Raw genomic sequence first — 24,631 nt, forward strand, 5'->3', positions numbered from 1 at the left:
AGGGGCGGGAGAGCCGGGGGTGGTGCCGAAGGTTAGGCTTACCTTCATGAGCACCTGCACCTCCGCGTCCAGCTCACTGGCGGAGCCCGTCGCCGCGACGGCGGCCACCGCGCGGACCTGGCTGCTGCTGGAGCAGCCGGGGCCGTGGGGTCCCAAGGCGCTGACCGGGAGCCATCTGGATCCGCGGGTGGGCAGGGCGCTGGAGCGGGCCGCGGCCGGGACCGGGGTACGGGTCGGGCTGATCCGGCGGCCCGGGCGGCACGCGGACCGGCATGACGTGCGGCGGCGCGCGGCGTACGTGGCGCACACCGTGCCGGGTGGCTCCTGGGTGCGGGACGCGGTCGTGGAGGACCCGGCCGCGCTGCTGGGCCTGGACTTCGAGGCGCTGGGCCGCGGCGACCACCGCGGCTTCGGGATGCCGTACGAGGGCGACCCGCTCGCCCTCGTCTGCACCAACGGCAAGCGCGACCGCTGCTGCGCCCTCAACGGCCGGCCGCTCGCCGCGGAGCTGGCCGCCTCGGGGCTCGGCGAGGTGTGGGAGGTGACCCACCTGGGCGGGCACCGGTTCTCCCCGACGATGCTGGTGCTGCCGTACGGCTACGCCTACGGCCGGGTCGACGCCGCGCTGGCCCGGCAGGTGCTGGCGGCCGCCCGCGAGGGCGACATGGTGCTGGAGGGCTGCCGCGGACGTTCCGCGTGGGAGCGTCCGGGCCAGGCCGCCGAACTGGCCGTGCGGCGGCTGACCGGCGAGCTGAACGCCGAGGCGCTGACCGTGGACGGCGAGCACGGCACCCGCGTGCGGCACCGCGACGGCCGGGCCTGGGACGTCGAGGTGACGCCGGTCGCGGCGGAGCCGCCCCGGCCCGAGAGCTGCGGGGCGGCCCTGGGGGCGCCGCTGCGGATGGAGATCAGCGGCATTCAGCCGGCGCTCTTGACGAACTCCGTGGTGTAGGTCTTGCCCAGGTCCACCTGGGCGTTCTGCAGGTTGGGGTTGAAGGCCTTCAGGACCCGCTCCACCGTCTCGGGTCCGCCCTCGGGCATCACGCCGTCCTTGGTGAACATCGGCAGCGTGCTCTCGATCGCCTTGACGTAGAGCTCCTGCCCACCGCCCTGCGCGTAGTCGGCGGGCATCTTCGCGGCGATCTCCGCGGCGCTGTGCGTGGACATCCAGCGGAGCGTCTTCACGAAGGCGTTGGCGAGCTTCTGCACCGTCTCCTTGTGGCTGTCCACCCATTCCGTCTGCATGTAGAGGCTGGAGGACGGGTAGAGCCCGCCGAGCGCCTGCCGCGAGCCCTCCGGCGTGCGCATGTCGATGAGCACCTTGCCGAGCCCCTTGTCCAGGATCGTGGCCACGGTCGGGTCCGTGGTCATGCCACCCTGGATCGAGCCCTGCTCCATCGCGGAGATGAAGGTCTGGCCGGCGCCGACCGCGACCGGGGTGAACTCGCTGGTCTTCACGCCGTTGCTGACGGCCAGGTACTTGGTGAGGAAGTCCGTGGACGAGCCGATGCCGGTCACGCCCAGCTTCCTGCCCTTGAAGTCCTCGGCGCCGGTGAGGTCGCCGGCCGCCGCGTTGGAGACGATCTCCACCTCGCCGGGCGCCTGTGAGAACTGCACCACGGACTCCACCTGCTTGCCCTTCACCTGCAGGTCGAGCGTGTGGTCGTAGAAGCCGACGGTCCCCTGCACGTCGCCGGAGACGAGCGCGGTCTCGGCCTGTACGCCGGCCGGCTCGGTGAGCAGTTCGACGTCCAGTCCCTCGGCCTTGAAGTAGCCGAGCCGCTCGGTGAGCATCGCGGGCAGGTAGATGACCTTGTCCAGGCCGCCGACCATGATCTTGACCTTGTCGCCCTTGCCGCCGGAGGCGGAGGCGGAGTCGCCGCCGCACGCGGTGAGCGTGGTGAGGGCGACGGCGGAGGCGGCGACGGCGGCCGCGGCCCTGAGGGTTGCGCGCATCTGGTTCACGTCCTTGTGAAGGGGGGTGGGCGGGAGGCGGTGGCGGGGTCAGCGGGCGGAGCCGGCCTCGCCCGGCTTCCAGCGGAAGAGCCGCTTCTCCAGGAAGGTCAGCAGGCCCTCGGCGAGCAGCGCGACGACCGCCAGGATCGCCATCGCGGCGTACACGCCGGCCGAGTTGAAGGTGCCCTGCGAGGCGGCGACCAGCAGGCCCAGGCCCTTGGTGGCGCCGATGTACTCGCCGACGATGGCGCCGATGAGGGCGAAGCCGAAGCTCACGTGGAGGCTGGTGAAGATCCACGAGGTGGCCGAGGGGATGACGACCTGGAAGGTGACCTGACGGTCGCGGGCGCCCAGGATGCGGGAGTTGGCGACCAGGTTGCGGTCGACCTCGCGGGCGCCCTGGAAGGCGTTGAAGAAGACCGGGAAGAAGACCAGGACGACGGCGGAGGCCACCTTGGAGGCCGGGCCGAGTCCGAACCAGATCAGGAAGATCGGCGCGAGCACGATCCGCGGCAGCGCGTTGAGCACCTTGATGTACGGGCCGAGCACGTCGGCGAGGAAACGGATCCGCCCGAGGGCGATACCGAGCACCACGCCCGCGACGACGCCGATGACCCAGCCGAGCAGGGCCTCGTAGAGCGTGTACCAGATCTGCTCCCACAGGGTGCCCTGCGCGGTGCCGTCCACGGCCCAGGTGCGGATCTGCTCCCAGATCCTGGAGGGCATCGAGAAGTGGAAGGGGTCGACGGCCCCGGCCCTGGCCAGCCACTCCCACAGCCCGAGGACGGCGACCAGGAGCAGCACGCGGCTGCCGTGGACGAGGTAACTCCGGTTGCGGGCGGCACGGGCGCGCGAGCGCGCGCGGTCGGTGCCCACGGGGTCCTTCGTGACGGCGGCCGAGGGGGCCGCCACGGTCTCAGGCGACATCGGCCGCACCCCTCTCGCGGGTGATGCGGACCTCTTCGCCGAGCGAGGCCCAGATCTCCCGGTAGATCTCGATGAACCGCGGCTCCAGCCGCACGGACTCGACCTGGCGCGGGCGCGGCAGGTCGATCTCGAAGACCTCCTTGACCGTGGCCGGCCCGGCGGTCATGACGACGACCTTGTCGGCGAGCGCGATGGACTCCTCCAGGTCGTGGGTGACGAAGACGACCGAGGCGCCCGTGCCGGACCACAGCTCCAGCAGCTCGTCGGACATCAGCGCGCGGGTCTGCACGTCGAGCGCGGAGAAGGGCTCGTCCATGAGCAGGATCTCGGGGTCGTTGACGAAGGTGGCGGCGAGCGCGACGCGCTTGCGCTGGCCGCCCGACAGCTGGTGCGGGTAGCGGTCCTCGAAGGCGGACAGGCCGACGCGGGCGAGCCACTCGCGGGCCCGCTCCCTGGCCTCGGCCTTGGACACGCCGCGGAAGCGGGGGCCGGCCATGACGTTGGACAGCACGGTCCGCCAGGGGAAGACGGCGTCCTGCTGGAAGACGTAGCCGACCTTGTCGCCGATGCCGCGCACCGGCTCGCCTCCGACCAGCACCTCGCCCTCGGTGGGCTCCTCCAGCCCGCTGACCAGGGTCAGGGTCGTGGACTTGCCGCAGCCGGTCGGGCCCACGACGGCCACGAACTCCCCGCGGCCGATGGTCAGGTCCAGGTCGCGGACGGCGGTGTGGAGGGCCCCGGACGGGGTCCGGAACGCTTTGCTCGCTCCCCGCAGTTCGATGGCGGGGCCGGTCTGTGTGCTCATGCGCCGGGACGGTAGGCGTGGCCCGGGCCACAGCGGCACCCTTGCGGTCACAACTCCGCCTTGTGCCCACAACCCCCTGTTCTGCTCGTTTTGCTCGCGCTACAACAACGAAAGGGCCACGGGGGCTGGGCAGCGGACCCCGGCCGCGTTTACGTTGCGTTCACAGCCGGGCAAACGGACGAGCGAATTCCGCAAGGGCGCGGAACACCGGGAAGGACAGGGGTGACGTAGATGCGCATCCGCTGGCCCCGCCGCGTCTTCGCCCAGGTGCTGCTCGTCCAGGTGGTCCTCACCACCGGCGTCATCACCCTGGCCACCGGGCTGTTCCTCGCCCCGCTCAGCTCCCAGCTGGACCAGCAGGCGATGCGGCAGGCGCTGTCGATCGCCCAGACCACCGCCGCGACCCCGGGTCTCGCCCACGACCTGGTCACCACGCGCCCGAGCGTCACCGGGCCGGTGCAGGAGGAGGCCGAGCGGATCCGCCGTGCCACCGGCGCCCTGTACATCGTCGTCATGGACACCCGCGGTGTGCGCTGGTCGCACACGGACGTCGCCCAGATCGGCCGGCACGTCTCCACCGACCCCAGCGTGGCCCTGTCGGGGCGCGAGATCATGCAGATCGACCGGGGCACCCTCGGGCGTTCCGCGCGCGCCAAGGTGCCGCTGCACGGGGCCGACGGGAGGATCGTGGGCGCCGTGTCGGTGGGCATCGCCTACGACAGCGTGCGGGAGCGGCTGCTGGCCACGGTGCCGGTGCTGCTGCTGTACGCGGGAGCGGCGCTCGCGGTCGGCGTCCTCGCGGCGCTCCTGGTGTCGCGGCGGCTGCAGCGCAGGACGCACGGGCTCGCCTTCGCCGACATCTCCGCGCTGCTCGACGAGCGCGAGGCGATGCTGCACGGCATCCGTGAGGGCGTCATCGCCCTGGACGCCCAGGGGCGGGTGCGGCTGCTCAACGACGAGGCGCAACGGCTGCTCGGCCTCGGCCCGGACGCCGCGGGCCGCGCCCTGGACGAGGTGCTGCCCCCCGGGCGGACGACCGACGTGCTGACCGGCCGGGTCGCGGGCACCGACCTGCTCACCGTCAGCGGGGCGCGGGTGCTGGTCGCCAACCGGATGCCGACCGGGGACGGCGGGGCGGTGGCCACCCTGCGGGACCGCACCGAACTGGAGCGGCTGGGGCGGGAGCTGGACAGCACGCACGGCCTGCTGGACGCGCTGCGCGCCCAGGACCACGAGCACGCCAACCGCCTGCACACCCTGCTCGGGCTGCTCGAACTCGGCCTGTACGACGAGGCGGTGGACTTCGTCGGCGAGGTCGCCGACGCCCAGCGGGCCTCCGCGGAGCAGGTCGCGGAACGGGTCAGGGACCCGCTGGTGTCCGCCCTGCTGGTCGGCAAGTCGGCGATCGCCGCGGAGCGGGGGGTGGCCCTGTCGGTCTCCCCCGTCACCCTGCTCCCGGACCGGGTCGTGGACCCGCGGGACCTGGTCACCGTGCTCGGCAACCTCATCGACAACGCCCTGGACGCGGCGGGTTCGCTCATCGAGGTGGAGCTGCGTGCCGAGGGCACGACGGTCGTGCTGCGGGTGTCCGACGACGGTCCCGGCGTACCGCCCGAGGCCCGTGAGCAGATCTTCGCCGAGGGCTGGACGACGAAGCGGTCCCCGGCCCACCGCGGCCGCGGGCTCGGCCTCGCGCTCGTGCGGCGGCTCGCCGAACGGTACGGCGGCATGGCCCGGGTGACCGCCCGCGCGGGCGGCGGCGCGGTCTTCACCGTCGTCCTGCCGGAGGCACTGGCCGGCGCGGAACTCACCTCGGCCGCGTCCGCGGTGTCCGGGGCATCCGCGGGGGGAACACGATGATCGACGTCATGGTCGTGGACGACGACTTCCGCGTCGCTGAGATCAACGCGGCGTACGTCGCCAGGGTCCCCGGGTTCCGGGTGACCGCCCGCGCCCACACCGCGGCCCAGGCGCTGGCGACGTTGGAGCGCATGCACGTCGACCTCGTCCTGCTCGACCACTACCTGCCGGACGAGACCGGCCTCACCCTGGTGCGGCGCATGCGGCAGCTCGGCCACAGCGCGGACGTGATCATGGTGACGGCCGCCCGCGACGTGGCGACGGTGCAGGCGGCGATGCGCTTCGGCGCGCTGCAGTACCTGGTCAAGCCGTTCAGCTTCGCCGGGTTGCGGGCCAAGCTGGACGCCTACGCGGCGCTGCGCCGCACGCTCGACGGCGTCGGCGGGCGCGGAGAGGCCGGCCAGGAGCAGGTGGACCGCATCTTCGGCGCGCTGCGCACGGCCGGCGCGGCGCCGGCGGACCTGCCCAAGGGGCACTCGGCACCCACCGCCGACCTGGTGCGCAAAGTCCTCACCGAGGCCGCGGAGCCGCTCTCCGCCCACGAGGTCGCCGCACGCGCGGGCATCAGCCGCTCCACCGCGCAGCGCTACCTGAAGTTCCTGGAGCGCGAGGGCCGGATCAGCCTCACCCTCAAGTACGGCGACACCGGCCGCCCCGAGCACCGGTACGCCTGGGCGCGGACCGGCTGACCCGGTTCACCGGCGGGCGAGTTCATGGCTCAGCGCCCGCGCCGCCGCGCACACCACGGGCGCGACGCGGTCCGGCCGCAGCCCCCGCGTGGCGCCGGTGACGGAGACGGCGGCGACGGGGAAGGCACGCGGGCCCAGCCGCGGCCCGTAGACGGGGGCGGCGACGGCGGAGACGCCGACTTCGGCCTCCTCCCAGTTCACGGCGTAGCCGCGGGCCCGGGTGCGGACGAGGTCCTGCTGGAGCAGCCGCGGCACGACGATGGTCCGCGGGGTGCGACGGCGCAGCCCGCCGCCGAGCACCGCGGCCAGGCCGGGCGGGGTCCCGTAGGCGAGCAGCGCCTTGCCGGTGGCGGTGCAGTAGGCGGGCAGGCGGCCGCCGACCCGGGAGATGATCTGCATGGAGCGGCGGCCGGTGAGCTTCTCCAGGAAGACGGTGTCGGCGCCGTCGACGACGGCGAGGTGCACGTTCTCGTGGGTGGCCTCGTACAGCTCCTCCATGAACGGCAGCGCCGCCTCGCGCAGCCGCCGGTGCGGCACCCGCTGGCCCAGTTCGAAGAGGGCGAGGCCGAGCCGGTAGCCGTCCGTCCCGCGCTCCACGAGGCCGACGGCGGTCAGTTCGGCGAGCAGCCGGTGCACGGTCGACTTGGGCAGGCCGGTGCGGGCGGCGAGTTCGCCGAGCGGGATCCCGTCCTCCCCCGCGGCGAAGGCGCCGAGCAGCGCGGCCCCGCGGGCCAGCATCGACCGGCTCTCCGTCACGGTCGCATCCTCGGCGCTCATGAGTGCCCCCGCAAGGGCACCTCGACCAGGAGCGGGCCGTCGAGCCCGCGCACCGCCGCGACGGTCCGGGCCAGTTCCTCCGTCCCGTCCGCACGGACCGCGGGGATGCCGAAGAAGCGTGCGGCCAGCCGCCAGTCGAGCTCGCCCAGGTCGAGGCCGGGGTGGGGGACGGAGGGGCTGCCACCACGGGTGTCGAGGGTGTCCTTCAGGGTGCGGTACTCGCCGTTGGCCATCACCACGAACAGGACCGGCACCCGGTGGTGCGCCGCGCTCCACAGCCCCTGCAGCCCGAACATCGCGCAGCCGTCCCCCAGCACGGCCACCACCGGGCGTTCGGGCGCGCCGAGACGGTGGCCGACGGCCGCGCCGATGCCCCAGCCCAGGCCCCCGCCGACCGTGTGGACGAAGCCGCCCGGCCGGTCCCGGCGCAGCACGCCACGCAGGTGCACCCCGACGGTGATCGACTCCTCGACGAGCACCGCCTCCTCCGGCAGCGCGGTGGCCAGGGCGTGCGCGGCGGCAAGTGGGTCGACCGGGGCACGGTGCCGCGCCGACCGGGCCCGCAGGTCGAGCCGGTCCCGCGTCTCGGCGTGGCGGGCACCCGCCTCCCGCATCCGCTCGCGGGCGGTGTCCTCGGGGACCAGCCGGGCCAGATGGCCGGCGAGCGCGGCCAGTGAGGAGTCCAGCGGCCCGGTGAGGCCCAGGGCGACGGGGAAGTTGCGGCCCGGTTCTGCGGGGTCGGCGTCGATCTGCACGACCGTCAGGTGCTCGGGGACGGGCGGGCCGGGACTGTAGTGGTGCGGGGTGAAGGCCCGGCAGCCGGCGATGAGCAGCGCGTCGTGGCCCTTCAACCGCTCGTGGATGCGGGCGTTGACGGGCGGCAGCGGTCCGGCGTACAGCGGGTGGGAGCCGGGGAAGTCCAGGTGGTCGTTCATCGGCTGGTGGTAGGTGACCGCGCCGAGCGCCTCGGCGACCCGTACCAGCGCCGCGACCGCCCCGTCCCTGCCGACCCCGTCACCGGCGACGACCGCGGGCCGTCCGGCGGCGGCCAGCAGGGCCGCCGCCCGGTCGAGCCCGCCGGCCGGCCCGGGCGGCGCGAGGGGGGAGCGTGCGGGGACCTCCACGGGGGCGGCGTCCTCGAGGACGTCCATCGGCACGGAGACGAACACCGGGCCCTGCGGCGGCTGCCGGGCCAGCGCGAAGGCACGGCGCAGCACGAGCGGCAGGTCCTCGGGGCGGTGCACCTCCTCGGCCCTTTTGGCCGCTCCGGAGGCGAGGGCGACCAGGTCCCCGGCGAGCATGGGGTCCTGGAGCAGGTGGCGCCGGTCCTGCTGGCCCGCCATGACGACCAGCGGGGTGCGGGAGCGCCGGGCGTTGAGCATCCCGATCAGGCCGTTGGCGGTGCCGGCGGCGATGTGCAGGCTGGCGAAGGCCGGACGGCGGGTGGCCCGGGCGTAGCCGTCGGCCATGGCGACGACCGAGCCCTCCTGGACCCCGAGGACGTACTCGGGCGGGGCGCCGGGCCCGGACAGCGCCTCCAGGAAGGGGAGTTCGGTGGTGCCCGGGTTGCCGAAGACCCGGTCCACCCCTTCGTCGGCGAGGATCTCCAGCAGGGCCCGCAGGGCGGTCGTCATGGCGGGGACGCCTCTCATACGCTCATGCCGCCGTCGACCGCGACGGTGGCTCCGGTGGTGAAGCTCGCGTCGTCGCCCGCGAGGTGGAGCACGGTGCGGGCGATCTCCTCGGGTGCCGCGTGCCGGCCGAGGGGGATCATCGCGTCGAACGCCCTGGCCGCGTGCTCGGAAGGCTGCCCGGTTGCGGCGGTCTCGATGCGCCGCATGAACGGGGTGTCGGTGGGGCCCGGGTGGATGGTGTTGACGCGGATGCCGCGGGCGGCGCACTCGCGTGCCGCGACGCGCATCAGCCCGACCTGGGCGTGCTTGGCCGCCGCGTAGCCGCTGATGCCGGGGTCTGCGGTGAGTCCGGCGACGCTGGAGTTGATGATCACGGAGGCACCGGGCCCCAGGTGCGGGAGGGTGTGCTTGAGCAAGAGGAAGGCTCCGACGACGTGGACCTCGAGGACCCGCCGGAAGACCTCCTCCGGGTAGTCCTCGACGGCCGCGACCTCACCGGTGATCCCGGCGTTGCTGAAGACGACGTCGAGGCGGCCGAAGCGGGCGAGGCCCTCGGCGACGGCGGCGGCCACCGCCGTGGCGTCGGTGACGTCGACGACGCCGGTGGAGCGGCGGCCGGCGCCGGACTCGGCCGCCGCGGCGCGCAGTGCGGCGGCGTCGAGGCCGAGCAGGTGGACCTGCGCGCCCTCGGCGACGAAGAGCCGCGCGGTGGCCAGGCCGATGCCGCTCTCGCCGCCGGTGATCAGGGCGACCTTGCCGTCGAGGCGTCCTGGTGCCATGGGGTCCCCTTGTCAGTCGTCCGTGGTTCCGGGGTCGCCGCCCGGGGCGGGCTCCGGTCCGGTGGGGCCGGCGTTCATGGCGAGGCCCAGTGCGTGCTCGGTCAGGGCCGCGCCGGACAGCTCCCGCGCGATCCTGCCGCGGTGGAGGACCAGCACCCGGTCACAGATTTCGGCCAGTTCGGCGAGGTCGGTGGAGGCCACGAGGACGGTCGTGCCCGCGGCCCTGAGTTCCCCGACGATCGCGTGCATCTCGGCGCGGGCGCCGACGTCCACGCCCCGGGTCGGGTCGTCGAGGACGACGACGCAGGGCTCGATGTCGAGCCACTTGGCGAAGACGACCTTCTGCTGGTTGCCGCCCGAGAGCGCGCCGACCGATGTGTGGGGCGTGCCCTGGAGCCGCAGGCGCCGTGCGTGGGCGAGGGCCCGTGCGACGTGACGGGAGCGGCGCAGCCAGGGCGAGCCGTCGCCGCGGGCGAGCCAGGAGGCGGCGCAGGTGTTCTCCCAGACCATGCGGTCGAGCATGAGCCCGTACCGTTTGCGGTCGCCGGGCACGAAGGCGACCCCGGCCGCGACGGCACGGCGCACGTCACGCGGTGGGGGTCCGCCGCCGGGGAGGGTGACCAGGCCCGCGGTGGGCCGGGCGCGACCGCAGACGATGTCGAGGACGGTGAGGTGCCCCGCGCCCTGCAGACCCGTGAAGCCCGTGACCTCGCCCGCGGCCGCCTCGAAGCTGACCTCGCGCAGGCTCCCCGCGGCACTGACCCGCGTGAAGCCGAGCCCGTCCGCCGACGGCGCGGCGGCCGCCGGCCGGGGAGCCGCTCTGGCAGGCGGCGGGGTGTCGCCGAGCATCGCGGCGACGAGGGAGTCCAGCGACACCTCGCCGACGGGGGCGCCGCGCATCACCGTACGGCCGTCGCGCAGGACGCTGATCCGGTCGGCCAGTCGCCGCACCTCCTCCAGGAAGTGCGAGATGTAGAGCACGGCGAGGCCCCCGCCGACGAGCCTGCGGATCACCGCGAAGAGCCGCTCGACGGCGTCGACGGGCAGGGCGGAGGTCGGCTCGTCGAGGACGAGGACGCGCGGGCGCCCCAGCAGGGCCCTGCTGATCTCGACGAGCTGCCGGTCGGCGAGGTCGAGGCGGCCGAGCGGGGTGTCCCAGGGGACGTCGGCCAGGCCGAGGGCGATGAGCACCTCGCGGGCCCCGGCCCTGGCGCGCGAGGGCGAGGCCAGTCCGGCCCGGCGCGGAGGCCCGTAGGGGTAGAGGTTCTCCAGCACGGTCAGGTCGGGGAAGAGGCTGAGCTCCTGCGCGACGACGGCGATCCCGGCGGCCGCGGCCTGCCGTGCGCCCGCGTACGGCGGCGGCGCGCCCTCCACCTCGACCGTGCCGGCGTCGGGGCGCTCGATGCCCAGCAGCAGCCGGACGAGGGTGGACTTCCCGGCGCCGTTCTCGCCGACGAGGGCGTGCACCTCGCCGGCGGACAGGGCGATGCCCGCCCCGTCGAGGGCGGTGACGCCCCCGTAGGACTTCACCAGGTCGGCGGCGGCGAGGACGGGGGTCACGGCGGCCATGTCAGCGCTCGTCCCGCAGGGGCTTCATGTGCGCGTCCCGGTGGGCGAGCAGGTCGTCGATCTGCGGCTTGTACCAGCGGTGGGCGGCCTCGCTGCTCTTCTGGCGCGCGATGATCCCGTCGACGTGGAGGAGTCGACGACGAGGCTGGGCATCCGGAACCAGCCCTCGGGCAGTTCGCCGCCCTTCCTGACCGTGTCGATGAGGACGGCGGTGGCGACGTAGCCCTTGAGGAAGTGCTCGGGGTCGACGGTGCAGAAGTTGGCCCCGCTCTTGACGTACTCGAGGGTCTTCACGTCCACGTCGGCGCCCGCGACCAGGTACGCGCCCTTCTCCTTGGTCTTGATCCGGCCGAGGTTGTAGCTGTCCGCGTCGCCGACGCCGAGGAAGGCCAGGGCCCCGGGGTTGGCGTGCACCTGGGCGAGCCAGGCGCCGTAGTTCTGGGCCGGGTCGCTGTAGGTCTGGAAGGGGCCGAGCACCTTGATGCCGGGGGCCTTGGCGGCGAAGGCCTCCCGGATGCCCTCGGCCCGGCTGTCGAGGACGGGCGTGCCGGGGTTGGGGACACCGACGACGACCGTGCCGGCGGGGTCGGCGGGGAGGCGTTTGAGGGCCTCCTCGGCGAGTTTGGCGCCCATCTCGTAGTTGTCGTTGCCGACGTAGAACGTCACCTTGGAGCCGTCCAGCGGGGCGGTGTCGAGGGCGACGACCGGGACGCCCCGGTCGACGGCCTGAGCGGCGGGGCGGACGAAGATCGGCGGGTCCAGGTTCTCCAGGACGACGCCGTCCTTCGCGGTCGTGGTGAGGTTCTGGAACAGCTGGGCCTCGGCCGGGCCGTCGGTGTTGGGCGGGCCGACCGCCGTGAAGTCCACGCCCCCGGCCCGCGCGGCTGCCGCCTTGGCGCCGTTCACCATCTCCGCGGCGAAGTTGAGGCTGATGTTGGCGACGGCGATGCCCATGTGCAGGGTGCCGTCGCCCTTGCCGTCGCGGCCGCCGTCGTCGCCGCACCCGGGCAGGAGGGCCGCGGCGGGCACCACCGCCCCGGCCAGGAGGAGGGAACGCCGGGTGGGACGGTGGGCCTGCCGGGGGTGCGGGAAGTACGCCATGGTGGCCTCCGGAGCGGTGACGTGGCATCAGGTGTGGCGGCCGCGGAAACGGCGCAGTGCGCTGTCGGCGGCGACGGCGGCGAGGATCACCGCTCCGGTCGCGAACGTCGTCCAGTTGATCGGTACGTCGAAGAACACCAGGGCGGACGCCACGGCGGCCAGGATCAGCGCGCCGATCACCGCCCCCGGCACGGAGCCGCGGCCGCCCGCGAGCGGGGTGCCGCCGATGATCGCCGCGGCGATCGCGCTCAGCTCGTACCCCTGGCCGATGGTCGGGTCCCCGGAGATGAAGAAGGCCAGGGCCAGGACGGCCGCAAGACCGGCCGTCGACGCGGACAGCGCCATGGCCTTGATCCGCGTCCGTACGATCGGCAGCCCGGTGAACAGCGCCGCGTCCGGGTTGGAACCGACCGCCCTGACCTGTGCCCCGAAGCGGGTGCGGGTGAGCAGCACGCTGAGCGCCGCCGTCGTGGCGAGCAGCACCCACACGGCGGTCGGCAGGCCGCCGACGTCACCGCCCACGACCTGGAAGAAGGCGTGGTCCTGCGGCATCGCGCTGATCTGCCTGCCGTCGGCCAGGGCGAGGCCGATGCCGCGGAAGAGCATGGCGGTGGCGAGGGTGACGATGAACGTCGGCAGCCCCACGTACGTCGCCACGATCGCGTTGCCCGCCCCGAGCAGCGCCGACAGCACCAGCACCGCTGCGGCCGCCGCCCAGGGGGACCAGCCGTCGCGGATGCAGACCGCGCCGACGGTCACGCCGAGCGCGTAGACCCCGCCGACCGACAGGTCGACCTCGCGCATGGCGAGGGCGAAGACCATGCCGGCCGCCATCAGCCCACGTAGCAGGCGTTGTGGGCGGTCCCGGTCAGGTTGGACCGCGTCAGGAAGTCGGGCTCGGCGATGCCCACGACGAGCACCAGCAGGACCAGTACCGCTGCCACGCCCGTCTCGTCGCGCAGCAGCCAAACGCACACGGCTCGATGGCATGCCGCACAGCGTGGAGGCGCCGCGGGCCCGCGGCAATCAGAGCGTTCCGCCAGGCGGAACGGGTGTCACACCGCTCCGGCCCCGGTGAGCGAACGGACCTCGACCTCGGCGAACTTGTCCTCGTCGGCGCGCTCGCGGGACAGGACCGTGCCCAGCCAGCCCGCCGCGAAGCCCAGCGGGATGGACACCAGGCCCGGGTTCTCCAGCGGGAAGTACTGGAAGTCCACGCCCGGGAACAGCGACTGCGGGCTGCCCGACACCACCGGGGACAGCACCACCAGCACGACCGCCGGGACGAGACCCCCGTAGATCGCCCACACCGTGCCGCGGGTCGTGAACCTCCGCCAGAACAGCGTGTACAGCAGCGCGGGCAGGTTGGCGGACGCGGCCACCGCGAACGCGAGCCCCACCAGGAAGGCCACGTTCTGGCCCTGCGCGAACAGGCTCAGCGCGATGGCCACCCCACCGATGCAGACGGCGGCCACCCGGGCCACCCGCACGTCCTGGTTCTCCCGGCGCCTGCCGCCCGGTGCGGTCCTTCGACGGCGCAGCGTCGCGTGGAGGTCGTGGGCGACCGAGGCGGACGAGGCGAGCGTGATACCGGCGACGACGGCCAGGATCGTGGCGAACGCGACCGCCCCGACGACCGCGAAGAGAACCGTTCCACCGGTGGAGCCCGCTCCCCCGCCCAGGTCGAGGGCGAGCAGCGGCACCGCCGTGTTCCCGGCGGCGTTGGACGCGCGCACGGTGTTCGAGCCGACCAGCGCCGCCGCGCCGAAGCCCAGCACGATCGTCATCAGGTAGAAGCCGCCGATGAGCCCGATCGCCCAGACCACGGAACGCCGCGCCGAGCGGGCCGTGGGCACGGTGTAGAAGCGCGAGAGGATGTGCGGCAGCCCGGCGGTGCCCAGGACGAGGGCGAGGCCGAGGCTGATGAAGTCCAGCCGGTCGGTCCAGCTCTGCCCGTACAGCCTTCCGGGGGCGAGGAACTCCCGGCCCTGGCCGCTGCCGTCGGCGGCCGAGCGCAGCAGCGCTCCGAGGTCGCCGTGGAAGCGAAGGAGGACCAGGACGGTGAGGGTGATCGTGCCGCCCATGAGGAGCACGGTCTTGACGATCTGGATCCAGGTCGTGGCGCGCATGCCGCCGAAGGCGACGTAGAAGACCATGAGCGCGCCGACGCCGATGACGGTCCAGGTGCGGGCGGCCGATCCCTGACCGCCGAGCAGGAGGGAGACCAGGCTCCCGGCGCCGACCATCTGCGCGACCAGGTAGAGCACGGAGACGGTGACCGCGGAGGTGCCCGCGGCGATCCGGACCGGGCGCTGGCGCATACGGGCGGTGAGGACGTCGGCGAGGGTGTAGCGGCCGCAGTTGCGGACCAGTTCGGCGACGAGCAGCAGCACGAACAGCCAGGCGACGAGGAAGCCGACGGAGTAGAGCATGCCGTCGTAGCCGAAGAGCGCGATGAGCCCCGAGATGCCGAGGAAGGAGGCGGCGGACATGTAGTCGCCGGCGATGGCGAATCCGTTCTCCAGCGGGGAGAAGAGACGGCCGCCGGCGAAGAACTCCACGGACGAGCTGCGCCGTCGGCCGGCCCAGGCCGTGATCGCCAGGGTGACGGAGACGAAGACGGTGAAGAGGACCAGCGCCAGGCCCTGGTGGTTGCCGGTCACCGCATCCGCTCCTGGGTGTCCCAGCGCAGGTCGAGGGCGGCCCGGTCCCGGCGCAGCCGGGCGTGCCGGGCGTAGGCCCAGGTCAGGAGGAAGGTCGTGGCGAACTGGGCGAGGCCCAGGACCATGGCCACGTTGAACTCGCCGACCAGCGGCCGGGCCATCAGCCGCGGCGCGGCCGTCGCCAGGACGAGGTAGAGCAGGTACCAGGCGAGGAAGGCGGCGGCTGCCGGGAAGACGAACCGCCGGTACCGGGAACGCACCTCCTGGAAGGGGCCGCTGGCCTGCACCTCGCGGTACACCCGGGCGTGCGCGTCGGCCGGGCGGGCCTGCGACGGGAGGGAGACCGGCGGTGGCTCGGGGCCCTCCCACTCCCCCGCGGCCAGGACGTCGTACCAGGGGTCGTCCACCCACAGCCCTCCGGTTTCCGCCCGGTCGTGATCTTTCACGAACTCTCCTCGCCTCACGGGCCGATCGGCCGTGCGCCCAAGCATGGACATTGCGGGAAGATCCGGGAGCCTCCAAGCAGAAACCTTCACCTCATCGGGTGATGGTGCCCCACTCCTGGGGGTGGGGAAGCTCCGGCGCCCTCCACGGGTGGGTGACCGCGGAGGGCGCCGGCACGGGGAACCGGTCCGTCAGGCGTCGATCCGCGAACGGTCGAGCGTGGCGGCGGAGTTGGCGATGAACTCGCGGCGCGGCGCGACCTCGTTGCCCATCAGCAGGTCGAAGGCGAGCTCCGCGCCTTCCAGGTCGCTGATGTTGATCCGGCGCAGGGTGCGGTGGCGCGGGTCCATCGTGGTCTCGGCCAGCTGGTCGGCGTCCATCTCGCCGAGACCCTTGTAGCGCTGGATGGAGTCCTTGTAGCGGATGCCCTTGCGCTCGAACTCCAGCAGCGTCTCGCGCAGCTCCCGGTCGGAGTACGTGTAGACGTACTTGTCCTGGCCCTTGCGGGGGTTGGTCAGCTCGACCCGGTGCAGGGGCGGCACGGCGGCGAAGACCCGGCCGGCCTCGACCATGGGCCGCATGTAGCGCTGGAAGAGCGTCAGCAGCAGGCAGCGGATGTGGCTGCCGTCGACGTCGGCGTCCGTCATCATGATGATCTTGCCGTAGCGGGCCTGGTCGATGTCGAAGGTGCGGCCCGAGCCTGCTCCTATGACCTGGATGATGGCGCCGCACTCGGCGTTCTTCAGCATGTCCGTGACCGAGGACTTCTGGACGTTGAGGATCTTGCCCCGGATCGGGAGCAGCGCCTGGAACTCGGAGTTGCGCGCGAGCTTGGCCGTGCCCAGGGCCGAGTCACCCTCGACGATGAAGAGTTCGCTGCGGTCCACGTCGTCGCTGCGGCAGTCGGCCAGCTTGGCCGGCAGCGACGAGGACTCCAGCGCGGTCTTCCGGCGCTGCGCGTCCTTGTGCTGCCGGGCGGCGATCCGGGTGCGGGCCGCGGCGACGGCCTTCTCCAGGACGGCGCGGGCCTGCTGCTTGTCGTCCCGCTTGGTGGAGGTGAGGAACGCCTTGAGCTCGCGGGACACCACGTTGGCCACGATGCGGTTGGCCGCCGAGGTGCCCAGCACCTCCTTGGTCTGGCCCTCGAACTGCGGCTCGGCGAGCCGGACCGTGACGACCGCCGTCATGCCCTCCAGGGCGTCGTCCTTGACGATGTCGTCCTCGGCGACGCGCAGCAGCTTGGTGGCGCGCAGGACCTCGTTGAACGTCCTGGTGACGGCGCCCTCGAAACCGCGCACATGGGTGCCGCCCTTGGGGGTGGCGATGATGTTCACGAAGGAGCGCAGCGTGCTGTCGTAGCCGGTGCCCCAGCGCAGGGCGACGTCGACGCCGAGCTCGCGGGTGACCTCGGTCGGGGTCATGTGGCCGAGGTCGTCGAGGACCGGGACGGTCTCCTTGAAGGTGCCGCTGCCGGTCAGCCGCAGCACGTCGCAGATCGGCTTGTCCGGGGTGAGGTACTCGGCGAACTCGCTGATGCCGCCGTCGAAGTGGAAGGTGTCCTCGACCGGCTTCCCGTCCTCCGAGCCGTTGTCGGGGCGCTCGTCGCGGACGACGATCGTGAGCCCGGGGACCAGGAACGCGGTCTGGCGGGCGCGCTGGTGGAGCGTGTCCAGGGAGAGCTTGGCGTCCTTGAGGAAGATCTGACGATCCGCCCAGTAGCGGACGCGGGTGCCGGTGCGGGCCCGCGGCACCTTCTTGACCTTGTCCAGCCCGTTGCCCGGCTCGAAGGCCGCCTCGGGGCCGACCTTGGCGAAGCTGCCGGGGACGCCGCGGCGGAAGCTGATCGCGTGCGTGTGGCCGCCGCGGTCGACCTCGACGTCCAGCCGGGCGGAGAGCGCGTTGACGACGGAGGCGCCGACACCGTGCAGACCGCCGGAGGCGGCGTAGGAGCCGCCGCCGAACTTGCCGCCGGCGTGCAGCTTGGTCATGACGACCTCGACGCCGGACAGACCGGTCTTGGGCTCGACGTCGACGGGGATGCCGCGGCCGTTGTCCCGCACCTCGACGGAGGCGTCGCCGTGGAGGACGACCTCGATGTGGTCGCAGTGGCCGCCCAGGGCCTCGTCCACCGAGTTGTCGATGATCTCCCACAGGCAGTGCATGAGGCCGCGGCTGTCGGTGGAACCGATGTACATGCCGGGGCGCTTGCGGACCGCTTCGAGGCCCTCGAGCACGAGCAGGTGTCGCGCGGTGTAGTTGGAGCCGTCACGATCTGCACCGGTCAGCAACGCGGTGGACGGCACGGATGTTTCGGCGGTCACGCGAACGTCTCCTCATGAAGTTCTTCAGCCCGTATCGGTGAGAGGGTACCGAGGTCACGCACGGCCGTTTCGCCGCGACCCGGTACGGGCATCATGCTAGCCCTTTTTCGAAGGTACGTTCGATCCCTCGTTTGAGTGATACACATGTCACGTTCCCCTGGAGGCATGAACCATTTAGGCTCGGGGCACGTCCTCCTCAACAACCGGCTTCCGGGCCGGGGGGACACAACCGAACAATCTGACCAGATCTGCCAGATCGACCCGAAGCCGACAGATAAGACGCCAGAGGATCTTTCGCCGCCAATCGGTAGCATCCGGCCGCTACAACGACAGTTTCCAAGGAAAAGACCTGAGCGGGAACAGTTTGGGCCTGGTTGGATGTTGACCCTGGTACGACAGCTCGTCGAGCTAGAGAAGAGGCGACGTGACTACAGTTCTGACCCCCGCGAGCCCGCTGACGGCGGCGGACCGCTGCGACCGTTGCGGCGCCCAGGCCTACCTGCGCGTCGTACTCATCAGTGGCGGCGAGCTGCTCTTCTGCGCGCACCACGGGCGTAAGTTCGAGCCCGAATTGAAGAAGATCGCTACGGAGATACAGGACGAGACCGGTCGGCTCACCGCCACCCCGGCCGTCGCGGCCGAAGACGAACGCTGACGCGTAGCACTGCGACGAGCTCTCACGACGGGCGGCCCCCCTTGCGGGAGGCCGCCCGTCGGCTTGTCCGCCGCACGTCACGAAGAGTGCTGGCCGACCAGTCCCGCCACCGCCGAGACCCGGGTGTACACACCGGGATGCCCCGCCTGGGCGCATCCCGCGCCCCAGGACACCAGCCCTATCAGCCGCCCCTCCGCCACCAGCGGACCGCCGCTGTCCCCCTGGCACGAGTCGTGCCCGCCGGCCAGGTCGCCGGCGCAGACCATGCCGCTCTTCTGGTACTTGCCTTCGGTACTGCCCGGATAGGCCTGCTCACAGACCGAGTCGGCGAGCACCGAGACGTTCGCCGCCATCAGGACGTTCGAGTAGGTCCCCAGGCCCGCGGTGTCCCCCCAGCCGAAGACCTGCGCCGGCGTGCCCGCCTCGTAGGAGGTCACGTCCCCCGGCGCCGCCATGCGTATCGCGCTTCCCGCGGGGAACGGCTCCGCGGTCGTGACGACCGCCACGTCGCCGCTGTTGGTCGTGGGGTCGTACGCGGGGTTGACCCAGACGTTGCGGACCGCCACCTCCCGGCCGTCGGAACCGGCGAGGTCCGTCCGCCCCGCGATGATGCGCAGGTCGGGCACCTGGCCCCAGTCCCCGCCCAGTGCGGTAGGACTGAAGCAGTGCGCGGCGCTGACCACCGTGGTCGGCCCGACGAGCGCTCCGCCGCAGAACTGCCCCGAGCGACCCGTTCCGTAGCGGGACCGGCTCGACAGGACCACCGCCCACGGGTGCTGCTCCGTGGTGACCGGCGTGCCGCCTATGACACCGTTGTCGGCGCCCGGGGCGCGGGGGGCGTACTCCACCGCCGCGGCGGTGGCGGAAGCCGGTAGCGACAGCGCGAGCGCGGACCCGGCTATGAGCCCGCCGATCAGCGTGCTGACCGAGGAACGCATGCATTCTCCTCACCCTCCGGAATGCCCAGAACACCCACAGTGACGTGACGGAACGGGAGCCGCATCCGGAGAACTGTCCGGAAAAGCCGACGGGCCCGCGGCCGCCGTGGCGGTCGCGGGCCCGTCCGGGCGTCCTGCCGGATCAGTCCAGGTAGTCGCGGAGCACCTGGGAACGCGAGGGATGACGCAGCTTGGACATGGTCTTGGACTCGATCTGGCGGATGCGCTCACGGGTGACCCCGTACACCTTGCCGATCTCGTCCAGCGTCTTCGGCTGGCCGTCGGTGAGGCCGAAGCGCATGGAGACCACGCCCGCCTCGCGCTCACTGAGCGTGTCGAGCACCGAGTGCAGCTGCTCCTGCAGCAGCGTGAAGCTGACCGCGTCGGCCGGCACGACGGCCTCGGAGTCCTCGATGAGGTCACCGAACTCGCTGTCGCCGTCCTCGCCGAGCGGGGTGTGCAGCGAGATGGGCTCGCGGCCGTACTTCTGGACCTCGATGACCTTCTCCGGGGTCATGTCGAGTTCCTTGGCCAGCTCCTCCGGGGTGGGCTCGCGGCCCAGGTCCTGGAGCATCTGGCGCTGGACGCGGGCCAGCTTGTTGATGACCTCGACCATGTGCACCGGGATGCGGATGGTGCGGGCCTGGTCGGCCATCGCGCGGGTGATCGCCTGGCGGATCCACCAGGTCGCGTACGTCGAGAACTTGAAGCCCTTGGTGTAGTCGAACTTCTCGACCGCACGGATCAGACCGAGGTTGCCCTCCTGGATCAGGTCCAGGAAGAGCATGCCGCGGCCGGTGTAACGCTTGGCCAGCGAGACCACCAGACGGAGGTTGGCCTCCAGGAGGTGGTTCTTGGCCCAGCGGCCGTCCTCGGCGATGATCTCCAGCTCACGCTTGAGCTTCGGGGCGAGCTTGTCGGCCTGGGCCAGCTTGTCCTCGGCGAACAGACCGGCCTCGATGCGCTTGGCGAGCTCCACCTCCTGCTCGGCGTTGAGCAGCGGGACCTTGCCGATCTGCTTGAGGTAGTCCTTCACCGGGTCGGCGGTGGCGCCGGCCGCGGCAACCTGCTGCGCGGGCGCGTCGTCCTCGTCCTCGTCGGACAGGACGAAGCTCTCCGCCTCGGCCTCGGCGGGGACGTCCTCGTCCTTGCCGGGGGCGGCGTCCTCGATGAGCTCCTCGCCCTCGACGAGCTCGTCGTCCTTCTTGGTCTTGGTCGCGGTGGTCTTCTTCGCCGCGGTCTTCTTGGCGGTCGCGGTGGTCTTCTTCGCCGCAGTCTTCTTGGCGACGGCCTTCTTCGCGGATGCCACGGCATCGTCCTCCGGCTCCGCCACGGGCTCCGCCGCCATGGTGGGGGCGGGGGCCGCGGTGGTCTTGGCAGCGACGGTCTTCTTGACCGGGGCGGCCTTGGTGGCGACGGTCTTGGTGGCAGTACGCTTCGCCGGGCTCTTGGCTGCGACGCTCTTACGGGTGCGCTTGGGCGCCTCGGCGGCACTCACCATCAGCGTCACACCCTCCTCGTCGAGGACCTGGTTGAGGCTGCGCAGAACGTTCTTCCACTGGGTTGCCGGGATCTGGTCCGCTTCGAAGGCTCGGCGCACGTCGTCGCCGGCGATCTGACCCTGAGCCTTACCCCGCTCGATGAGCGCCATCAGAGACTCGGACTCGGCGATCTCCGGCGGGAGCGTACGGGATGTGCTGGCCGACACGAACAACCTCTCGGAACGATGGAAAACGACTACGGTGGGAACCGCTCAGCAACTCAGCGTCATGTTCGTCGCGGATATTCCTCGCACGGCCGCCACCTCTAAGCTCATCGCGCTGCCGCCGAGAGCGTTACGCCCGGCCGTACGTGGGCCGGGTCACACCCCGGATCGGCACCAAACCGTCGATAGCGGGACACTCCCCGTGCACGCCACGACCATGCCCGGTCGGATGCGGGCGTCAAACATGGCGGACGGCTCCGCCGCCGGGCCCGGAGGGCGTGGGCCGGCGGCGGAAGTCGGTGCCGTCTCGTGCTGCGCGGGAGCGGTCAGTGCTCCCGGGGGGCGGGCACGACGTGGTCCGTCGACCCGCCGGCACCCGGGTCGGGGTGGGCGGCGAGCAGCTGGCGCATGGCGGTCTCCGCCTCGGCACCGTCGGAGGCGGCCAGCGCCTCGACGACCCGCGTGTGCAGGGCCACCGAGTGTTCACCGGGGCGCTCGCAGCCGGTGACGGGGCCGCCGGAGACCTGCAGGGCGGAGGAGACGATGCCGGAGAGGTGCTCCAGCATCCGGTTGCCCGCGACCTGCAGCAGCAGGGCGTGGAACTCGGCGTCCGCCCGGGAGAAGGTGAGGCCGTCACCCTGCCCCACGGCGTGGGACATGATGTCGGTCATGTCGACGAGGCGCTGCTGGACGTCCTCCCGGCCGTGACCCGCCGCGAGGCGCGCGGCGAGGGGCTCGATCGTCCAGCGCAGTTCGAACAGCTCCCGACGCTGGTCGTCGCGCTGCGGGCCGAAGGCCCGCCATTCGATGATGTCGGGGTCGAGCAGGTTCCAGTCGCTGACCGGGCGGACCCGGGTGCCGACGTTGGGCCGGGCGCTGACGAGGCCCTTGGCCTCCAGCACCCGCAGCGACTCGCGGACGACGGTACGGGAGACCTCGAAACGCTGGCCGATCTCCTCGGGGACGAGCGGGCGGTCGGCCCCGAGATCGCCGGAGACGATCATCTGGCCGAGTTGCTGGACGAGTTGGCCGTGCAGCCCGCGGCCACGGCTCCCGGCGGCGCGGCGGCCGACCCGGCCCATGTCGGTGTCGCCACCGTCCCAGGAGGGTGCGGGACCGGGGCGGTCGAGGCCGACGGGGGCGTCGGCGTACGGATAGCGGTCGATGTCCCCGCCGCCGAGACTCGGGTCGGCGGGGCGGGCCGCGGTCATCATGGTGTGCGCAAGGGTACTCACGCATCATTTGTCGGCGATGGCGCGGGAGGCCTTGAGGGCTTTCCTGAAAAGCACACGAAAGGGTGAGCACTCATCACCTGATAATTGACGCTTTATCGGAAGGAAATGGGGTTTCTCCGGCGCAAGACCGTTGCCGCATAGGCACACAAGAGAGCGAGGAGCGACAAAACGAAGGAATAGCGCACCGGTTGGGTCGCCATGCGGACCACGTCGATCGCCGGGGCGGACGCCGCCCGCCTCACCACCGGCGCCACCAGCAGCGGAACCGCGAGGACACCGGCCAGCCCGAGCGCGGTGGTGCGGAACACCCCGGCCGCCAGCACCCCGGCCCAGCAGCAGACGAGCGCGAGGGCGACCGAGGCCGCCGTGGCGGAGGCCAGCGCGAACGGCGCGGGCAGTCCGCCCGCCCCGAACTCTAGGCGCATCGCGACCAGGCCGAGCCCCGTCCCCAGGAGGGCGATCAGCACCGCCGCCGACCCGTTGACGACGAGTTTGGCGAGCAGCAGACGGAGTTGACGGGGCACGGGCGCGTGCGCGGGCGCCAGCGCGGGATAGCGGAACTCCTGGCCGTAGGCGAGGGCGCCGAGGAGCCCGCCGCCCAATGCGGCGGGCGGCAGGGGCAGGGAGTGCGACCAGCCGGTCAGCAGGCGCAGGGAGAAGGCGTCGTGCCCGGTGCGCAGCAGCGCCAGGGTGGCCAGTCCCGAGGCCAGGACGGAGACCAGCGCGACGAGCCAGGGGCCGCGGACGCCGGTGAGGCGGCGCAGTTCGTAGCGGACGGGCCGGGCGGGACCGGCGGGCGGCACCGCGGCGCGCGCGGCCGCCAGGGGCACGGCGGGCCGGTCGCGGTCGCCGTGAGGACCCTCCGGAACACCGGTGTCGGCGACCTCGTCCGCGAGGCGGTGCAGCAGGATGCCGTTGCGGAAGGCGGTTTCGCCGACCTGAGCGGTGGTCGCGCCGTGCACGCGGATGCGGCTGCCGCTCTCGTGGGTGATCTCGGTCCCGTCGTCGGTCAGCAGCAGGCCCAGGCGTTCGGCCTGGGGCGAGTGGACGGCCACGTACGGACGCAGCCGGCGGCGGCCGAACTCGTGGGCGGACTGGTCGGCGACGAGCCGGCCCTTGTCGAGGGTGACGACGCGGTCGCCGAGCCGGCCCGCCGCCTTGGGGTCGGCGCAGGTGACCACGACGGCGCCGCCGCGCGCCGCGTACGCCTTGAGCAGGCCGTACAACCAGGCGGTGTCGTGCGGGGAGAGCCCTTGGGCGGGATCGTCCAGGAGCAGCGCGGGAGGGTCTCCGAGGAGCGCCGCGGCCACGCCCAGGCGGCGGTCCATCCCGAGAGAGAAGGTCGACAGGCGCCGTCCGGCCGTTTCGCGCAGGCCCACGATCTCCAGGACCTGGTCGGCGCGTTCGGCGGGGGCCCCGGCCGCGGCTGCGAGCATGCGCAGGTGGCCGCGCGCGGTCCGGGAGGGGTGGCCGGGGACCTCACCGAGCAGCACGCCCACCGCGTTGGCCGGATGGGTGTGGCGGTGCAGGGGGCGCCCGCCGAACAGCGTGATGCCGCGGCCCGGTTCGAGTTCGAGCATCAGCCGCAGGACGGTGGACTTGCCGGCGCCGCCGTCGCCGAGCAGGACGGTGATCTCGCCGGGACGGGCGTCGAAGCTGAGGTCGTCGACGGCGGGGGGCTCTTCGCCCCGGGACGCGCTGGTCAATCCGATGGCCTGGATCACCATTGCACCATAACGCGCAAATGGCCCGGAATTTACACCTCTGGTCGCAACATAGGCGGATTGAGGATGGTCGCACCACCCGCGCGGAACAACTGCGCGGGGCGGCCGCCCTGACGGGTCGTGGTGCCGCCGCTGGGGACGAGGAAGCCGACCGTCCCCGTCACCTTGCGGTGGAAGTTGCGCGGGTCCAGGGCGACGCCCCACACCGCCTCGTAGACCCGGCGCAGCTCGCCGACGGTGAACTCGGGCGGGCAGAAGGCGGTGGCCAGAGCCGAGTACTCCAGCTTGGAGCGGGCGCGCTCCACGCCGTCGGCCAGGATGCGCGCGTGGTCGAAGGCGAGGGCACCGTCCTCGCCGTTGCGCAGCAGTTCCTCGACCGGTGCCCACCGGGCGCTGCGGGCGTCACCCCCGGCGCGGGGCGCGGGCAGGTCCGGGGCGAGCACGAGGTGGGCGACGCTCACCACGCGCATGCGCGGGTCGCGCTTGGGATCGCCGTAGGTGGCCAGCTGCTCGAGGTGGACCCCGCTGCCCGCGCGCAGTCCGGTCTCCTCCTCCAGTTCGCGGGCGGCCGCCCCGGACAGGTCCTCGTCGCCGCGTACGAAGCCGCCGGGCAGCGCCCACCGGCCCTGGTAGGGCGGTTCACCGCGGCGGACCGCGAGGGCGCACAGGGCGTGGCTGCGCACTGTGAGCACGACGAGATCGACAGTGACGGCGAAGGGCGGGAAAGCTGACGGGTCGTAGGGCGCCATGCCCGCGATCATAGTCGTCTGCCTGACGATAAACAGCAGGTTGGCGGGATGACGCGACCCGCTTTCGGCCTGTTGTTCGACGTCACGGCGCAGGTCCGGC

General features: G+C 72.6%; 22 protein-coding genes. 4 read left to right on the forward strand and 18 right to left on the reverse strand.

Annotation, left to right across the window (positions count from 1 at the left end; translation table 11 throughout):
- The first annotated feature begins 46 nt into the window (after positions 1-46).
- Positions 47-952 carry a sucrase ferredoxin gene (locus OG937_14020; protein ID WUD72733.1) on the forward strand — a complete coding sequence of 302 codons (906 nt, stop codon included), beginning with the start codon at positions 47-49 and terminating at the stop codon, positions 950-952.
- On the opposite strand, the gene OG937_14025 is transcribed toward OG937_14020, so the two are convergent.
- Genes OG937_14025 through OG937_14035 form a run of 3 tightly spaced genes read right to left on the reverse strand, consistent with a single transcriptional unit; the run spans position 919 to position 3,688 of the window.
- The gene (locus OG937_14025; protein WUD72734.1) at positions 919-1,956 is read right to left on the reverse strand and encodes an ABC transporter substrate-binding protein; all 1,038 of its coding nucleotides are present in this window, start codon (positions 1,954-1,956) and stop codon (positions 919-921) included. The genes OG937_14020 and OG937_14025 overlap by 34 nt on opposite strands.
- Positions 1,957-2,004: 48 nt before the next feature.
- Positions 2,005-2,883 carry an ABC transporter permease gene (locus tag OG937_14030; protein ID WUD72735.1) on the reverse strand — a complete coding sequence of 293 codons (879 nt, stop codon included), beginning with the start codon at positions 2,881-2,883 and terminating at the stop codon, positions 2,005-2,007.
- Positions 2,873-3,688, reverse strand: coding sequence for an ABC transporter ATP-binding protein (locus OG937_14035; protein ID WUD72736.1), 816 nt, complete (start codon positions 3,686-3,688; stop codon positions 2,873-2,875). The genes OG937_14030 and OG937_14035 overlap by 11 nt, the downstream gene beginning before the upstream one ends.
- Before the next feature lie 231 nt (positions 3,689-3,919).
- Between OG937_14035 and OG937_14040 the strand changes: the two genes are divergently transcribed.
- Together OG937_14040 and OG937_14045 are read left to right on the forward strand one after the other, a co-directional pair.
- Complete coding sequence (locus OG937_14040; protein WUD72737.1) at positions 3,920-5,548, forward strand: sensor histidine kinase; 1,629 nt, start codon at positions 3,920-3,922, stop codon at positions 5,546-5,548.
- Entirely contained in the window at positions 5,545-6,237 is a 693-nt protein-coding gene (locus OG937_14045; GenBank protein ID WUD72738.1) for a response regulator, read from the forward strand. The genes OG937_14040 and OG937_14045 overlap by 4 nt, the downstream gene beginning before the upstream one ends.
- A gap of 6 nt (positions 6,238-6,243) precedes the next feature.
- Here OG937_14045 and OG937_14050 read toward each other — a convergent pair whose 3' ends face one another.
- From OG937_14050 to OG937_14095, 10 genes are all read right to left on the reverse strand, one after another.
- On the reverse strand, positions 6,244-6,993 hold the full coding sequence (locus tag OG937_14050; protein ID WUD72739.1) for an IclR family transcriptional regulator: 750 nt from the start codon (positions 6,991-6,993) through the stop codon (positions 6,244-6,246).
- A 17-nt stretch (positions 6,994-7,010) separates the two neighbouring features.
- Positions 7,011-8,648 carry a thiamine pyrophosphate-binding protein gene (locus OG937_14055; protein ID WUD72740.1) on the reverse strand — a complete coding sequence of 546 codons (1,638 nt, stop codon included), beginning with the start codon at positions 8,646-8,648 and terminating at the stop codon, positions 7,011-7,013.
- 14 nt (positions 8,649-8,662) lie between these two features.
- Complete coding sequence (locus OG937_14060) at positions 8,663-9,427, reverse strand: SDR family oxidoreductase (protein WUD72741.1); 765 nt, start codon at positions 9,425-9,427, stop codon at positions 8,663-8,665.
- Between the two features lie 12 nt (positions 9,428-9,439).
- Entirely contained in the window at positions 9,440-10,996 is a 1,557-nt protein-coding gene (locus OG937_14065; GenBank protein WUD72742.1) for a sugar ABC transporter ATP-binding protein, read from the reverse strand.
- A gap of 24 nt (positions 10,997-11,020) precedes the next feature.
- A complete protein-coding gene (locus OG937_14070) occupies positions 11,021-12,097 on the reverse strand; it encodes a substrate-binding domain-containing protein (protein WUD72743.1) in 1,077 nt (358 codons plus the stop codon).
- 27 nt (positions 12,098-12,124) lie between these two features.
- A complete protein-coding gene (locus OG937_14075; GenBank protein ID WUD72744.1) occupies positions 12,125-12,931 on the reverse strand; it encodes an ABC transporter permease in 807 nt (268 codons plus the stop codon).
- The gene (locus tag OG937_14080; protein ID WUD72745.1) at positions 12,931-13,074 is read right to left on the reverse strand and encodes a hypothetical protein; all 144 of its coding nucleotides are present in this window, start codon (positions 13,072-13,074) and stop codon (positions 12,931-12,933) included. Before OG937_14080 ends, OG937_14075 begins: the two co-directional genes overlap by 1 nt.
- 78 nt (positions 13,075-13,152) lie before the next feature.
- Complete coding sequence (locus tag OG937_14085) at positions 13,153-14,760, reverse strand: cation acetate symporter (protein ID WUD72746.1); 1,608 nt, start codon at positions 14,758-14,760, stop codon at positions 13,153-13,155.
- Positions 14,757-15,206, reverse strand: coding sequence for a DUF485 domain-containing protein (locus OG937_14090; GenBank protein WUD72747.1), 450 nt, complete (start codon positions 15,204-15,206; stop codon positions 14,757-14,759). Before OG937_14090 ends, OG937_14085 begins: the two co-directional genes overlap by 4 nt.
- 189 nt (positions 15,207-15,395) lie before the next feature.
- Entirely contained in the window at positions 15,396-17,525 is a 2,130-nt protein-coding gene (locus tag OG937_14095; protein ID WUD72748.1) for a type IIA DNA topoisomerase subunit B, read from the reverse strand.
- Between the two features lie 424 nt (positions 17,526-17,949).
- Between OG937_14095 and OG937_14100 the strand changes: the two genes are divergently transcribed.
- Positions 17,950-18,180, forward strand: a complete 231-nt coding sequence (locus OG937_14100; GenBank protein WUD72749.1) for a hypothetical protein — start codon at positions 17,950-17,952, stop codon at positions 18,178-18,180.
- Positions 18,181-18,257: 77 nt separating this feature from the next.
- Here OG937_14100 and OG937_14105 read toward each other — a convergent pair whose 3' ends face one another.
- The 5 genes from OG937_14105 to OG937_14125 all read right to left on the reverse strand — a co-directional run bounded on the left by OG937_14105 (position 18,258) and on the right by OG937_14125 (position 24,531).
- The gene (locus OG937_14105) at positions 18,258-19,118 is read right to left on the reverse strand and encodes a serine protease (protein ID WUD72750.1); all 861 of its coding nucleotides are present in this window, start codon (positions 19,116-19,118) and stop codon (positions 18,258-18,260) included.
- A gap of 142 nt (positions 19,119-19,260) precedes the next feature.
- Entirely contained in the window at positions 19,261-20,826 is a 1,566-nt protein-coding gene (locus OG937_14110; GenBank protein WUD72751.1) for an RNA polymerase sigma factor, read from the reverse strand.
- 323 nt (positions 20,827-21,149) lie between these two features.
- Positions 21,150-22,058, reverse strand: a complete 909-nt coding sequence (locus tag OG937_14115; protein WUD72752.1) for a FadR family transcriptional regulator — start codon at positions 22,056-22,058, stop codon at positions 21,150-21,152.
- A 92-nt stretch (positions 22,059-22,150) separates the two neighbouring features.
- On the reverse strand, positions 22,151-23,785 hold the full coding sequence (locus tag OG937_14120) for an ABC transporter ATP-binding protein (protein WUD72753.1): 1,635 nt from the start codon (positions 23,783-23,785) through the stop codon (positions 22,151-22,153).
- A 29-nt stretch (positions 23,786-23,814) separates the two neighbouring features.
- A complete protein-coding gene (locus OG937_14125) occupies positions 23,815-24,531 on the reverse strand; it encodes an NUDIX hydrolase (GenBank protein ID WUD72754.1) in 717 nt (238 codons plus the stop codon).
- Positions 24,532-24,631: the final 100 nt, after the last annotated feature.

The organism is Streptomyces sp. NBC_00510, from assembly GCA_036013505.1.
In the GTDB taxonomy this organism is placed as follows: domain Bacteria; phylum Actinomycetota; class Actinomycetes; order Streptomycetales; family Streptomycetaceae; genus Actinacidiphila.

Coding starts and splice junctions, on each gene's coding strand:
- OG937_14020 (WUD72733.1), top strand. CDS start 47: ATGAGCACCTGCACCTCCGCGTCCAGCTCACTGGCGGAGCCCGTCGCC.
- OG937_14025 (WUD72734.1), bottom strand. CDS start 1,956: ATGCGCGCAACCCTCAGGGCCGCGGCCGCCGTCGCCGCCTCCGCCGTC.
- OG937_14030 (WUD72735.1), bottom strand. CDS start 2,883: ATGTCGCCTGAGACCGTGGCGGCCCCCTCGGCCGCCGTCACGAAGGAC.
- OG937_14035 (WUD72736.1), bottom strand. CDS start 3,688: ATGAGCACACAGACCGGCCCCGCCATCGAACTGCGGGGAGCGAGCAAA.
- OG937_14040 (WUD72737.1), top strand. CDS start 3,920: ATGCGCATCCGCTGGCCCCGCCGCGTCTTCGCCCAGGTGCTGCTCGTC.
- OG937_14045 (WUD72738.1), top strand. CDS start 5,545: ATGATCGACGTCATGGTCGTGGACGACGACTTCCGCGTCGCTGAGATC.
- OG937_14055 (WUD72740.1), bottom strand. CDS start 8,648: ATGACGACCGCCCTGCGGGCCCTGCTGGAGATCCTCGCCGACGAAGGG.
- OG937_14060 (WUD72741.1), bottom strand. CDS start 9,427: ATGGCACCAGGACGCCTCGACGGCAAGGTCGCCCTGATCACCGGCGGC.
- OG937_14065 (WUD72742.1), bottom strand. CDS start 10,996: ATGGCCGCCGTGACCCCCGTCCTCGCCGCCGCCGACCTGGTGAAGTCC.
- OG937_14070 (WUD72743.1), bottom strand. CDS start 12,097: ATGGCGTACTTCCCGCACCCCCGGCAGGCCCACCGTCCCACCCGGCGT.
- OG937_14075 (WUD72744.1), bottom strand. CDS start 12,931: ATGGCGGCCGGCATGGTCTTCGCCCTCGCCATGCGCGAGGTCGACCTG.
- OG937_14105 (WUD72750.1), bottom strand. CDS start 19,118: ATGCGTTCCTCGGTCAGCACGCTGATCGGCGGGCTCATAGCCGGGTCC.
- OG937_14120 (WUD72753.1), bottom strand. CDS start 23,785: ATGGTGATCCAGGCCATCGGATTGACCAGCGCGTCCCGGGGCGAAGAG.
- OG937_14125 (WUD72754.1), bottom strand. CDS start 24,531: ATGGCGCCCTACGACCCGTCAGCTTTCCCGCCCTTCGCCGTCACTGTC.